At 63.3% G+C, this 11,987-nt stretch carries 13 protein-coding genes; 3 read left to right on the top strand and 10 right to left on the bottom strand.

Annotated elements, in window-relative coordinates:
- Positions 1 to 132 precede the first annotated feature (132 nt).
- The 7 genes from AC07UC_RS33190 to AC07UC_RS33160 form a co-directional block, all read right to left on the bottom strand.
- A complete protein-coding gene (locus AC07UC_RS33190) occupies positions 133 to 1,623 on the bottom strand; it encodes a hypothetical protein (protein WP_494908827.1) in 1,491 nt (496 codons plus the stop codon).
- Between the two features lie 210 nt (positions 1,624 to 1,833).
- Positions 1,834 to 2,250 (bottom strand): GtrA family protein, encoded by a 417-nt coding sequence (locus AC07UC_RS33185; RefSeq protein ID WP_494908826.1) that lies wholly within the window; start codon positions 2,248 to 2,250, stop codon positions 1,834 to 1,836.
- Positions 2,251 to 2,260: 10 nt separating this feature from the next.
- The gene (locus tag AC07UC_RS33180; RefSeq protein WP_494908825.1) at positions 2,261 to 3,349 is read right to left on the bottom strand and encodes a glycosyltransferase family 2 protein; all 1,089 of its coding nucleotides are present in this window, start codon (positions 3,347 to 3,349) and stop codon (positions 2,261 to 2,263) included.
- Between the two features lie 112 nt (positions 3,350 to 3,461).
- On the bottom strand, positions 3,462 to 4,886 hold the full coding sequence (locus tag AC07UC_RS33175) for a sensor histidine kinase (RefSeq protein WP_494908824.1): 1,425 nt from the start codon (positions 4,884 to 4,886) through the stop codon (positions 3,462 to 3,464).
- Positions 4,883 to 5,557: a response regulator transcription factor gene (locus AC07UC_RS33170; protein ID WP_494908823.1), complete on the bottom strand. Its 675-nt coding sequence runs from the start codon at positions 5,555 to 5,557 to the stop codon at positions 4,883 to 4,885. Before AC07UC_RS33170 ends, AC07UC_RS33175 begins: the two co-directional genes overlap by 4 nt.
- Positions 5,558 to 5,606: 49 nt before the next feature.
- Positions 5,607 to 5,999 carry a hypothetical protein gene (locus tag AC07UC_RS33165; RefSeq protein WP_140775357.1) on the bottom strand — a complete coding sequence of 131 codons (393 nt, stop codon included), beginning with the start codon at positions 5,997 to 5,999 and terminating at the stop codon, positions 5,607 to 5,609.
- Between the two features lie 190 nt (positions 6,000 to 6,189).
- A complete protein-coding gene (locus tag AC07UC_RS33160) occupies positions 6,190 to 6,807 on the bottom strand; it encodes an outer membrane protein (protein ID WP_140775356.1) in 618 nt (205 codons plus the stop codon).
- A 511-nt stretch (positions 6,808 to 7,318) separates the two neighbouring features.
- On the opposite strand from AC07UC_RS33160, the gene AC07UC_RS33155 reads away from it, so the two are divergent.
- Positions 7,319 to 7,582, top strand: coding sequence for a DUF6460 domain-containing protein (locus AC07UC_RS33155; protein WP_027047739.1), 264 nt, complete (start codon positions 7,319 to 7,321; stop codon positions 7,580 to 7,582).
- 64 nt (positions 7,583 to 7,646) lie between these two features.
- Here AC07UC_RS33155 and AC07UC_RS33150 read toward each other — a convergent pair whose 3' ends face one another.
- Complete coding sequence (locus AC07UC_RS33150) at positions 7,647 to 8,549, bottom strand: histone deacetylase family protein (protein ID WP_140775355.1); 903 nt, start codon at positions 8,547 to 8,549, stop codon at positions 7,647 to 7,649.
- Between the two features lie 132 nt (positions 8,550 to 8,681).
- Between AC07UC_RS33150 and AC07UC_RS33145 the strand changes: the two genes are divergently transcribed.
- Positions 8,682 to 10,022 carry an MATE family efflux transporter gene (locus tag AC07UC_RS33145; RefSeq protein WP_202324607.1) on the top strand — a complete coding sequence of 447 codons (1,341 nt, stop codon included), beginning with the start codon at positions 8,682 to 8,684 and terminating at the stop codon, positions 10,020 to 10,022.
- On the opposite strand, the gene AC07UC_RS33140 is transcribed toward AC07UC_RS33145, so the two are convergent.
- Positions 10,015 to 11,094, bottom strand: a complete 1,080-nt coding sequence (locus AC07UC_RS33140) for a quinone-dependent dihydroorotate dehydrogenase (RefSeq protein WP_494908822.1) — start codon at positions 11,092 to 11,094, stop codon at positions 10,015 to 10,017. The two genes, AC07UC_RS33145 and AC07UC_RS33140, sit on opposite strands and share 8 nt — an antisense overlap.
- Positions 11,091 to 11,441: a DUF952 domain-containing protein gene (locus AC07UC_RS33135; protein WP_494908821.1), complete on the bottom strand. Its 351-nt coding sequence runs from the start codon at positions 11,439 to 11,441 to the stop codon at positions 11,091 to 11,093. The genes AC07UC_RS33140 and AC07UC_RS33135 overlap by 4 nt, the downstream gene beginning before the upstream one ends.
- A 107-nt stretch (positions 11,442 to 11,548) precedes the next feature.
- On the opposite strand from AC07UC_RS33135, the gene AC07UC_RS33130 reads away from it, so the two are divergent.
- Entirely contained in the window at positions 11,549 to 11,983 is a 435-nt protein-coding gene (locus AC07UC_RS33130) for a hypothetical protein (RefSeq protein WP_140775351.1), read from the top strand.
- The last annotated feature ends 4 nt before the right edge of the window (positions 11,984 to 11,987 follow it).

The raw sequence follows: 11,987 nt of genomic DNA, 5'->3' as shown, positions 1-11,987 counted from the left end.
TACAAAAAATCGTGGCTCGTGATTTTCACGGACTGTGCCTTGCAGCATAAGTTTGCTGCACTGCAATATCCATGTCAAGCCGAATGCCGGGGTTTGGGTGCCGGCTGCGCCGGCCCCTCGGGACGCTGTAGATCAGGTGCCGGGTAGGTAGATCACGGCATAATCGTCCGCATAGGCCCGCTTCCAGCCCAACTCCGCGAAGAAGGGGATGCGGGTGTCGTCGGCTGTAAGCAGTGCCCAGCCAATGGCGTATTTCTTCAACTGGGCCTCGAGCAGTGGTTTTCCGTCGCTGCGCCCTGTTGCGTCGTCGGTTTTCGTGAAACCGCCCAGGAACAGCTGGTCTGTCCGACCGTCGATGTAAGTCTTGATGCCGTGAAAAATCAGTGTGCCGCCGAAATTGTAGGAATTCAGCACGTTGCCCGACAGGTGGTGTTCCCCGGCGAATGCGAGGGCACCGCTGGCGGATGTCTTAGGGCTCGGTGCCACCTGGTAGGCATTGCCGAGGATTGCGGCCGCCGCGACCAGCAAGACGGCCATTGTGCCGCAAACCGCGTAGAACCGGGTGGCGAAGAATTTTTCCAGCCCGTCACGCTTTTCCATCAGCCAGGTCGTGGTTGAGAGCGAAGGGTATTGCTGTGCGACCTCGACGGCGATCACCAAGGGAATCAGCAGGAAGGGCAGATACACAAATCGCAGATGGGTGAGATAGACATGCAAGGCGAAGACGACGAATAGCGCCTTGGCCCAGCCGATCCGCAGCCTCGACACCAGAAGCCCGAAAAGCCCCAACAGCATCACCGCTTCCTCGAAGATCTGCTCCTGGGCATTGAACGGCCGCCACTCCAGGATGAGTGGCACCGCCTCGTTGCCATAGGCCACGGTGAATGTCGCCAGGATGGCTTTCACGCCATAGGGATGTATCAGGCTCACGACTGGGCAGAGCAGGCCGAAAGCCACCCATTTCGCCAGGAGAACGGGTTTCGACAGGCCCGAGCGCGCCAGCAGACCAAGCCCGGCAAAGGCGGCGATGACGAAGCTCAGGGTGAACGTGGCGTGCAGGTTGGCCCACAAGACGACAAGTATGAGCAGCCACAGGGGTGGAGCCCTTTCTTCCCGCGCGGCGCCAAACAGCATTGCCGTCCAGACGACGATGATCGGCAAGGTGAAGACGTGGGGGCGTGCCGTATAGATCGGGGCGATCAGGAAAGCCATCACGAAGGTCAGCCCTATCGCCAGTATCGGCTTCAGCCATGCGCTGAGGAACCATCCCATCAGGAAGACCGTCAGGCCGACGGTGGCGATGATCAGTGCGACGACGCCATTCCAGCCGCCTGCGCGGTAGGCAAGCGCCAGAAAGACCTGTCCCAGCCATTCCTTGGCGATCCAGGGCTGGCCGCCGAACGTATAGGAATAGGGGTCGACAAGCGGAAACGTCCCGTGTTCCAGGAAGTCCAGGCCGACTTTCACCTGCCACCAATTGTCGGGATCCTGCAGGATCGCGCTGGCAAGGGCGCTGAGCACACAAGCCACGATGCAGGCGCACAGAAGGCAGAATATCAGCCTGATGCGTTGCGCGTCGCCCAGCGAAGGCGTTGCCGTGGCAATAGCAGCGGCTTGGCTCATGTTGCGGCTCCGGGTGACGGGGTCGCCGTCACAACTGCTGCGGCCTGGCTCATGTCACGGCTCCGGGTGACGGGGTCGCCGTCACGACTGCTGTGGCCTGGTTCATGTCACGGCTCCGGGTGACGGGGTCGCCGTCACGACTGCTGTGGCCTGGGTTCATGTCACGGCTCCGGGTGACGGGGTCGCCGTCACGACTGCTGTGGCCTGGGTTCATGTCACGGCTCCGGGCCATTTCGCGCTGGTCGCGGCGAAGGCGTCAGGATCATCCGCGCCGACGAAGACGAACCGGGCCGAGCCGAGATAGAAGATGACCGAGTAGAGGCAGTTTCCCGCCAGGTGGACGAACGGGTTCTCGGTGAAGCCGGCTGACATGGCGGCAATGACGATGCCCAGATTGGCGCCGTAGGCAACGACGAAGGTTATCGCGTATCGAGCAACCGCGCCGGGGCGAAAGCCGCCTGCACGTCCGAACGTCCAGCGGCGATTGAGAAAGAAACCAAGGGTGAGGCCAACGGCATAGCCTGCCGCATTGGAAACGATATCGCCGAGGCCCAGCGCCAGCCCGGCCAGGATCAGCGTATATCCGAGCGCCGTGTTGAGAAGCCCGACAGCGCCAAAGCGCAGCATCCGCGAGACATCAGATGGAAGAGCCGACCGCATGCCGCCCACGCCGTTTCGGTTGCATCCGGTCGACCTTCGCCTCAGCCAGGCGCGACCCTTTCGCCATCTCCTGCAGGCGATGGATGGGTAGGTCGCTGTCCCTGGTGGGCTGGTCGCGCGAAACGATCTCATTGACGAAGTACAGCGGCCGCCGCTTCGTCTCCATGTACATGCGGCCGAGATATTCGCCGAAGATGCCAAGCACCAGAAGCTGGACGCTGCCCATGATCAGCATGATCGCTGCAAGGCTCGTCCAGCCGGGCACGACGTTGCCCCTGGACCATTCGAACAGCGTATAGCCAAGCACGACCATGCCGAGCAAGCCGAACATCATCCCCAGCAGCGAGGCAAACCGCAAAGGCAGGATTGAAAAGCTGGTCATCGCGTCGACCGCCAGAAGAACCATCTTCTTCAGCGGGTAGTGAGTGGTGCCGGCAAAACGCCGGTGCCGCTCGTATGGAAAGGCGACCTGGTTCAGGCCGATCCAACTCACCATGCCGCGAATGAACCTGTAGCGTTCGGGCATCGCGTTCAGATGATCGAGCGCACGGCGGCTCATCAGCCGGAAGTCTCCGGAGTCCGACGCGATCTCGACATCGACCATCCGGCCGAGCAATCGGTAGAACATCGAGGCCGAAGCCCGCTTGAACCAGCTTTCGCCGTCGCGCTTCACCCTCTGGCCATAGACGACGTCGAAGCCTTCATCCATCTTGGCCATCATCGCGCTGAGCAGTTCGGGCGGATCCTGAAGGTCGGCGTCGAGAATGAGAATGCGCTCGCCGCGACAGAATTCCAGCCCGGCGCTGAGCGCGATCTGATGGCCGTAGTTGCGGGCAAGGTCGATGGCGACGACATGGTCGTCCCTTTCGGCCAGTTCGAAAATGGCTTCGCGGGTGCCGTCGGTCGCGCCGTCGATGACGAGCACGATCTCGTAGGAAGCGTTCTGCTCAAGGCATGCGGCGCTGACGCGTCGGTGAAGCTCGGCCACGCCATCGCGCTCGTTATAGCATGGCACGACAACCGACAGCATGAGCGCGCGGTGCGCGCCGATTTTTCCCGTTCCCACCAAAGCCTGGCTCCCGCTCTTGCAATGGCAATAGCGGCAATTGGTTAGAAAACAGATAAATCAGAGGGAAGAACTGCCATTGGCCGGCCGACCGTCATGCATCTCGGCACCGTCACGAACGCACCGGCAACTCCATGCGGATGCGGGCGCCGCGCCATGAACCCGCCAGGATCCGGATCGTGCCGTCATGCAGCAGCGCGATCTGCCGGGCAAGATTCAGTCCCAGCCCCGCCCCGCGTGACTGCGGCTGCAAGCGGTAGAAGGGCTCGAACACATTCCCGCGCTCTTCCGCGGGAATGCCCGGACCCTCGTCGCGCACCTCGATGCCTCCGGTCGCGTCGATGGCGATCGTGATCGTGCCGCTGCCATGCTCGATGGCGTTGCGCACCAGGTTGGCGAGCGCGCGCTCGATCTGCAGGACATTAACCTCCACCTCGGCCTTGCCGGGTGGCGGCTCGAAGGCAAGGTCATAGCCGGCCTCGATGGCGAGCGGGGCGAAGTCGGCGGCGACCCGGCTGACCAGGTCGCGCAGGTCGACGATCTGGCGCTGGTCCGTCGGGCGGTCGAGCAGCTGATGGTCGAGCAGCTGCTGCGCAATATGCGACAGGCGCTCGATGTCATGCAGCAGTCGCGTGCTTTGCGGCTCCTGCTTCAAGAGTTCGGCGCGCGTGCGCAGGATGGCGATCGGCGTGCGCAACTCATGCGCCGCGTCGGTGAGGAAGCGGTTGTGCCTATCATAACCCTGCGCCAGCCGGGCCAAAGCCTCATTGAAGGCGTGCACCAGCGGCGCGATCTCCTGCGGCACGTTCTTGACCGGCAGCTGCATGGCGCGGGTGCCGATGTCGATGCGCGCGGCCTGGCGGACCGTTTCGACAAGGCCGACGAAGGATCGGCGCACCACTGCTGGCGTCGTCACCAGCGTCGTCGCGCCCATGACGAGGATGATCGGCAGAAGCAGGATCGCGATCACGACCGCGAGTGCCGGCAGGGCGCGCTCCCAGTTCTTGCTGCCGTCGGGATTGCGAGCGACTTCGACGGTGGCCGAAATGTTGATTTCGAGGCCGTCGGTCTGCTGGCGCGACGACTGTGTCGCGGCGATGATCTGCACCGTGCCGGCTCTGGTCGAAGCGTTTTCGATATAGGCTTCCGGCCGCATGTCCTTGTCGGAGAATCCGATCGTGGCGTGATCGGCCCCGCCAAGCAGGTCGCCGAAGCTTTTGGTGTAGATGTCAGGTACGTTGCCGGAGCGCACGCTCTCGCCACTGCCATCGCGAACGATGTACCAGACATTGGGGAAGCCCTCGCGAAACGCGGTGAGTTCCTCCGTTTCACGCACGATCAGCCTGCCATCCTTGTCCCGGTCGACCGCATCCTTGACCGCCGCGACGGCAGCCTCGTTGTCGATAAGCAGGCGCGGATTGGCGATCCACAACGCGGCCGCGCAAAGCACGATGAAGATGAGCAGCGTCGCCGCTTGCAGCAGGATCAGCCGCCGGACCAGGATCCATTGCAGCGAGCGCGTGCGGATCTTCTTCACGAGGCCGCCCGCAAGAGATAGCCGAGGTTGCGGATCGCCCTGATCTCGATGCCGGCGGCGACATCGTCGAGCTTGCGGCGCAGCCGCGAAATGTGCGCATCGAGCGCATTGGAGCCGATCTCGTCGTCAAGCGCGTAGACGGCCTCCTCCAGCGCGCCGCGCATGATGGTTCGGCCCGGCCGGCGGATCAGCGTTTCGAGCACCAGCCTTTCGCGCCGCGGCAGATCAAGCGCCTGGTCCTCGACCAGCGCCTCGCGGTGACGGAAATCATAGGTGAGGCGGCCGACCATCGTCTGGTTGGCCCGCGAGGTGAACGCGCGCCGGTGCAGGGCGTGAAGGCGCGCGACCAGTTCCACCGTGGCGAAGGGCTTGACCATGTAGTCGTCGGCGCCGGCATCGAGCCCGGCGACCCGGTCGTCCAACCCGCTCATCGCCGTCAGCGCGATGACAGGCACATCCAGGTGCAAGGCACGCAGGCGCGGTATAAGGCTGAGACCGTCGCCATCCGGCAGCCGGCGGTCCAGCACCACGGCGTCGTGATAGCCCAGACGCGCCACCGCCTCGGCATCGGCCAATGTCGCGGCATGGTCGACGATGATGTCCAGACGCTCGAGCGCGGCCTTCAGCACGGAGGCCATTTCCGGTTCGTCCTCGATCAACAGGACGCGCATGAATATTCTCCTCTGTCCGCGGCCGGTCGGGATCTGCGGCCGCGGCAATTCATTCGCATTCCAGCTTGGGCTGGCGGAAATTGGTGATGAACCAGCGGCCGCCGGAAGCGCGGGCGTAGAATGTGTAGAAGCATTCCTGACGCTCGATATAGCCGGGCGTCTCGGTCTCTTCATAGACGGTTCCGTGTTTTGTGTGGCGAACCTCGCCGCTCGATGTCCCGGAAACCGCCGACGTCGACACCTTGCGCCACTGATAGGCTCGCTCGCCCTGGCCAAGATCGACGACAGCGGTTGGCGGGCCGTAATCCAGGATGACCGATTCGATGGGCTGCCCGACATAATTCTTCATGATGTCGGAGGCGCAGCCCGCCAGCGCTAGCGCGATTGCGATGAAGACTATCTTCGGAGCCCGTATCGGGAGGCCGGCGCCACGCGTGGACATATCGGAACAGATTCCCATCATGAAAATTACGCGCGGGACCTAGATCGCGAAGATTGCATCGACATTGCAACGAGGCGCGGAAATGGATCCATTGTCGAAAAAGGCCGGGCCATCCGGGGTACCGGCGCGCATCGAAACACAGGGATTGCGCGATGCCCCTGCGGCCACCGCGCAATCCAATTCGCCCGCTCTAGAACCGGTAGTTGATGCCGGCCTTCAGTTCATGGCTGCCGATCGTCGTCTTGGACGTGCCAAGAGCCGATGTCGTCTCGACGCCCGGGGTGCGGACATAGTCGTACTCGACCTTGGCGGACAGTCCGCCGGCAAAGCCCTGCTCGATGCCGGCGCCGAGGAGATAACCGACCTTCCATCCGTCGGCGCTGCTGACGTTGTCGCCCTTGTCGAATTTGGTCAGGGCAACGCCGCCGGTGCCAAACAGCAGCGTCTGGTCGAAGCTCACGCCTGCCTTGGCCTTGGCGGCGCCGCGCCATTTCTCCTTGATCTTGCCGCCCTGGACGTCGTGTTCGGCGCCGCCGAGATACGAGCCTTCGATCTCGGCGCCGAGAACCGCGGGACCCATTTGCTGGTTGTAGCCGGCCTGAACGCCGCCGCTGAAGCCATTTCGGTCGGCGAACGGATTGGGCATCTTCGTGAATGCCGTGCCGCCATGGACGCCGACATAGGCGCCGCTCCACTGGAAGGCGGGGGGATCATTGTAGGTGGGTGAAAGGTCGGCGGCCATCGCCGGCCCGAGAAGGCAGATGCCAAGGACACCGGCCGTCAGGACGATCTTTGCTTGAGAGGACACGAGCATTACTCCAACACAAACGCGCATCCGGCAAATCGGTACGCAGGTTAACTCCCGGGGAGCGTGACCTCTGGGGCGGTCGGGCTCCGATTTGGTGTCTTCCAGGGACTGTTGCACGGTCCTGAAACTGGCGTTCGCCAGCTGTGGTAGGGGGTCAGAGCGCAGCGCAACCAGTCACCTGAAAGACGCCTGATGTCTCGCAGGTGAAAATTGCACGCACATTGCGCAAAATTCGAAAGTGACGATTTTGTGCTTTATTTTCAATAAATTAAAACGATCTTGTTTACCGATATTTAAGAACTGCGGACTTTCGCAAGCCCCACGGCCTGGTTCACCGCTCGGCCAGATGCTGCAGCGGTGCGGATTTTCCGCGGCCGTCGGAAGCTAGCAACGGATGCCGGCTTGACGCACCCGGTTCGGCGCACAGACCGCGCTGGCTTGATGGATGGCCGCCAAGCACGTATCTCTGTGCCGTGCCCCTGAGTCCGGGCATCTCAATCGGGAGACGGCCTTGTCCGCACTGACGCGCTTTCTCGGCGACTCGCCGCTCAGGGTGATCCTGAAGCTGCTGGTGGTGTCGTTCCTCGTTGGCCTTGTCATGAATGCCTTCGGCTGGTCGCCGATGGATGTGTTCTACGGCATCCAGAAATTCTTCATCGACCTCTGGAACCTGGGCTTCCACGCCATCGACCGCTTCCTTGGCTACATCCTGCTCGGTGCCGCGATCGTCGTGCCGGCCTTCATCCTGCTCAGGATCGCCAACTACCGGAAGTGACTTGGAGCAATTCCAGGAAAAGTGTGAAACGGTTTTCCGTTCGGAATTGCATTAAAACAGAGGGCTAGGCGTAAGCCGAGGCGACCTCGAACAGCAGGGCATGCCGTGCGGCAAGCGCCGGCACGTCCGTGGAATAGCCGCCGCCGATGACGCCGCAGACCGGAATGCCTTGCGCGAGAAAGTGGCCGATGACCATCTTGTCGCGGGCGCGCAGGCCGTCATTGGAAAGCGCCAGCCTGCCGAGCCGGTCCTCGGCATGGACATCGACACCGGCATTGTAGAAAACGATGTCCCAGCGCAGCTGGGCCGAGAGCTCCGGCAGGATCGTGGCCAGCCTTTCGAGATAGGCGGCATCACCCGTGCCGTCGGGCAGTGCAATGTCGAGATCGGAAGCGATCTTGCGCACGGGGTAGTTGCGCTCGCCATGCATGGAAAAGGTGAACACGCGTGGCTCGTTGCCCAGAATATCCGCGGTGCCGTCGCCCTGATGCACATCGAGATCGACGACCAGGATGTTTTGTGCCGCACCCTGTGTGAGCAACACCAGCGAAGCGACGGCGACGTCGTTGAAGGTGCAGAAGCCGGCACCTTGCGCGCGCCGCGCATGATGGCTGCCGCCGGCGGTGTTGCAGGCAATGCCGTGGCGCAAGGCAAGTCGTGCAGCCAACACCGTGCCGCCTGCGGCAAGCTGCGCGCGGAGCGAAACGCGCGGGCCGACCGGAAAACCGATCTCACGCTCGATTTTTTCCGGCACCGAACAGCCGATGACCTGGTCGACATAGTCGGCCGCATGGGCAAGCTTCAGCCATGACGCCGGTGCCGGGTCAGCGGTGTTGAGCGCGTCAGGCCCGGCCAGGCCGCGGGCGCGCAAGGCCTCCATCAGAAGCGGATACTTGCTCATCGGGAAGCGATGGTTGGCAGCGAAGCCGGCGTCGTAGTCAGGATGGTGGACGATCTGCAGGGGCATGAACGGAATCCGGCGGGCTCACGCCAGACCGGGATTTCGGTTGGCCATCGCGGGAAGAATGATTGCGCGGTGGCCGGAAAATGGGGCACATCGGCTCCTCGATCAAGCATCAATAAGCAAGGCAGCAATCCCTTGGACAAGGGTGCAATCCCAGCCGACGCCAGATCTTTTGTCGTCACCAACCGTTCCGTGCTCGCCATAGCGGTACCGATGACGCTCGCCTATCTGACCACGCCAATGCTCGGCCTTGTCGACACGGCGGTTGTCGGGCAGTTCGGCGACGCGGCCCTTCTCGGTGGCCTGGCCGCGGGATCGCTGGTGTTCAGTGTCGTCTTCACCACCTTCAATTTCCTGCGCTCCGGCACCACCGGTCTCGTCGCCCAGGCTTTCGGGCGCGGCGACGCGCTGGAGGAACAGGCGGTGTTCTGGCGCGCCGTGCTGATCGCGGTCGTCGCCGGCATCGTGCTGGCAGCGCTTTCACCGCTTATCGCCGTCGGTGGCCAGTGGTTCATGGGCGCCGAACCGCGCGTCAGCGAGGCGATGGGCGTCTACATCAGGATCAGGCTGCTTGCCGCGCCCTTCTCGCTGATCAACTATGCCATCCTCGGTTATGTGCTGGGGCGTGGCGAGGGTGGGCTCGGCCTTGTGCTGCAGCTGGTGCTCAACGGCATCAACATCGCGCTCTGCTTCCTGCTTGGCCTGAAGCTCGGCTGGGGCGTTGCCGGCGTCGCCTGGGCGACCGTCACCGGCGAATTCCTGGCCATGCTGCTGGGTCTCGCCATCGTTGTGCTCCGCTTCCGCTCGACCCCGTCCCTGCCGCGCCATCGCCTGCTCGACATGAGCGCCTTCCTGCGCATGCTGTCGCTCAACCGCGACATCATGATCCGCTCGTTCTCGCTGCTCGCCGCCTTCGCGCTGTTCACGCGTCAAGGTGCGCAGTTCGGCACGGTGACGCTGGCCGCCAACGCGGTCTTGATGAACTTCTTCCTCGTCGCCGGTTATTTCCTCGACGGTTTTGCCACCGCCGCCGAACAGCTCGCGGGCCGTGCCGTCGGCGCACGTGCCGAGCAGCCCTTCCGGCGGGCGGTGCGGCTGACCTTGTTCTGGGGTTTCGGGCTGGCTGGCGCCGCGACGCTGGTGCTGCTCTCGGCTGGTGCCGATCTGGTCGCTGTCGTCACGACATCACAGGAGGTCCGCTCGGTGGCCGACATCTATTTGCCCTGGGCGGCATTCACCGCGCTGAGCGGCGTGCTGGCGTTCCAGATGGATGGTGTCTTCATTGGCGCGACATGGTCGCGCGACATGCGCAACATGATGTTGCTGTCATTTCTCGTCTTTACCGTCGCGCTGCTGACCCTCGCGCCTGCCTTCGGCAATCATGGCCTGTGGGCGGCACTTCACGTCTTCCTGCTGACGCGGGGCTTCAGCCTGCTGGCGATTCTGCGGCTGCGGCTGCGGACGGCGTTCAGCTGAGCGGCTTTGACGCCCACCGATCAAGATGGCTGTCGCGCAACGCGCGGATGGACTTCAGGCGCTCCGTCTCGCAAAAGCGCGCCATGCCGGCGACGATACGGCCCGGCAGTGCCGGCCCTGCGTAGATCATGCTGGTGTAGAGCTGGACGAGATCGGCGCCCGCGCGGATCTTTTCCAGCGCCGCATCCGTGGTATCGACGCCGCCGACGCCGATAATGGCGATATCCGACCCCAGCAGTTTGCGCATCCTGGCCAGTACGATGGTCGAGCGTTCGAACAACGGTTTTCCCGAAAGTCCGCCGGTCTCGCCGGCGGCGTCGGTGTTGCGCAGCGGCGGCCGCGAAATCGTGGTGTTGGAGACGATGACGCCGTCGATTTTCTTCTCGGTGACCTCGGCGGCGATGTCTTCCAATTCGGCCTCGACCAGATCCGGCGCGATCTTCAGGAAGACCGGCGGCTGCGCGGACGCCGTGGCGCGTGCGGCCATGACCCGCGACAAAAGCTCGCCGAGCTGCTCGCGCGCCTGCATGTTGCGCAGGCCCGGCGTGTTGGGTGAGGAGATGTTGACCGTCAGATAACCGGCATAGGGGGCGAAGCGGACGACGCCGCGCTCATAGTCGCCGATGCGGTCGGTGCTGTCTTTGTTGGCGCCGATGTTGACGCCGACAATGCCGGAATGCCCCTTGCGGGCGGCAAGGCGTCTTTCGGCTGCCGCATGGCCCTCATTGTTGAAGCCCAGCCGGTTTATCACCGCTTCATCCGCCGTCAACCGGAAGATGCGCGGCTTCGGGTTGCCGGCCTGCGGCAGCGGCGTGACCGTGCCGACCTCGGCAAAGCCGAAGCCGAGGCCAAGCAGCGCGTCCGGCACCTCGGCGTTCTTGTCATAGCCGGCCGCCATGCCGAGCGGGTTGGGGAAATCGAGGCCGCAAAGGCTGACCTTCAACCTGGTATCGTGCACCGTCCGCGCGCCGACCGGCAGTCCGCAGCGCAGCGCCGCGATGGACAGGCCGTGCGCGGTTTCCGGATCGAAGGTGAACAGCAGCTTCTGGCCGAGCCGGTCGAGCACGCTCATTCGGCCTCCAGCGCCGGGAAGAGGTGGGTACCGTCGGCACCAAGCGGCAGCGGTCGCACCCACTTGACGGCTTTGAGCTCCAGCACGCCGTAGAGATGCGGAAACAGCGCGCCGCCGCGCGAGACCTCATATTGCAGGGCGGGTCCCAGGCTGGCGCCGTCAACGGCGACGAGCAGAAGGTCTGTCTGGCCGGAAAAATGCTTTGACGCCGTTTCCCGGACCTGCGCCGCCGTCGAGAAATGGATGAAGCCGTCGGCGACATCGATCGGCGCCCCGGTAAAGCGGCCATTGGCTTCGGCCTCGCGCCAAAGCGCTTGCGGGGTTATCTTGTAGATAAACTGAGACATGGTTGCGCTATAGTCCGAACCAGTCGAGCGGGGAAGGCCACGCCAAGGGTCTTCCCCATTTCCGGCGCAAACATGCGATATTTCAGGCCTTGGCCATGGAGGACGACATGCGTCTGCACCACATTTTGATCCCCGCCGCGCTCGTTTCACTGGTCGCGGTATCAGCCTATTCGGAAGAAACCGATCGCTACCGGCTGGAAAAGTCCGCCAACGGCTATGTCCGCATGGACACGCAGACCGGCGCCATGTCGCTCTGCGAGGAGCGTTCGGGCCAGCTCGTCTGCAAGATGGCGGCCGATGAACGCGCCGCCTTCCAGGACGAGGTCGACCGCCTGCAGACCTCGATGAAGGCAATGGATGAGCGCGTCACCAAGCTGGAGAATTCGCTCTCCGCCCGTCTCGAATCGAAATTGCCGAGCGAGGAGGATTTCAACAAGACGATGAGCTATATGGAGCGCTTCCTGAAGGGCTTCATGGGCATCGTCAAGGATATGGACAAGGATAACGGCGACGGCGCCCAGCTCAATTCGCAGAAAACCTGAGCAT

This window comes from Mesorhizobium sp. GW821-FHT04C10 (genome assembly GCF_059420305.1).
Note: the sequence above shows the minus strand (reverse complement) of the source record. Positions and strands in the feature narration are given on the sequence as shown.

What these genes read in the sequence shown, in the direction of transcription:
- AC07UC_RS33190 (WP_494908827.1), bottom strand. Translation starts at nt 1,623, where the DNA reads ATGAGCCAAGCCGCTGCTATTGCCACGGCAACGCCTTCGCTGGGCGAC.
- AC07UC_RS33185 (WP_494908826.1), bottom strand. Translation starts at nt 2,250, where the DNA reads ATGCTGCGCTTTGGCGCTGTCGGGCTTCTCAACACGGCGCTCGGATAT.
- AC07UC_RS33170 (WP_494908823.1), bottom strand. Translation starts at nt 5,557, where the DNA reads ATGCGCGTCCTGTTGATCGAGGACGAACCGGAAATGGCCTCCGTGCTG.
- AC07UC_RS33165 (WP_140775357.1), bottom strand. Translation starts at nt 5,999, where the DNA reads ATGTCCACGCGTGGCGCCGGCCTCCCGATACGGGCTCCGAAGATAGTC.
- AC07UC_RS33150 (WP_140775355.1), bottom strand. Translation starts at nt 8,549, where the DNA reads ATGCCCCTGCAGATCGTCCACCATCCTGACTACGACGCCGGCTTCGCT.
- AC07UC_RS33140 (WP_494908822.1), bottom strand. Translation starts at nt 11,094, where the DNA reads ATGAGCGTGCTCGACCGGCTCGGCCAGAAGCTGCTGTTCACCTTCGAT.
- AC07UC_RS33135 (WP_494908821.1), bottom strand. Translation starts at nt 11,441, where the DNA reads ATGTCTCAGTTTATCTACAAGATAACCCCGCAAGCGCTTTGGCGCGAG.
- AC07UC_RS33130 (WP_140775351.1), top strand. Translation starts at nt 11,549, where the DNA reads ATGCGTCTGCACCACATTTTGATCCCCGCCGCGCTCGTTTCACTGGTC.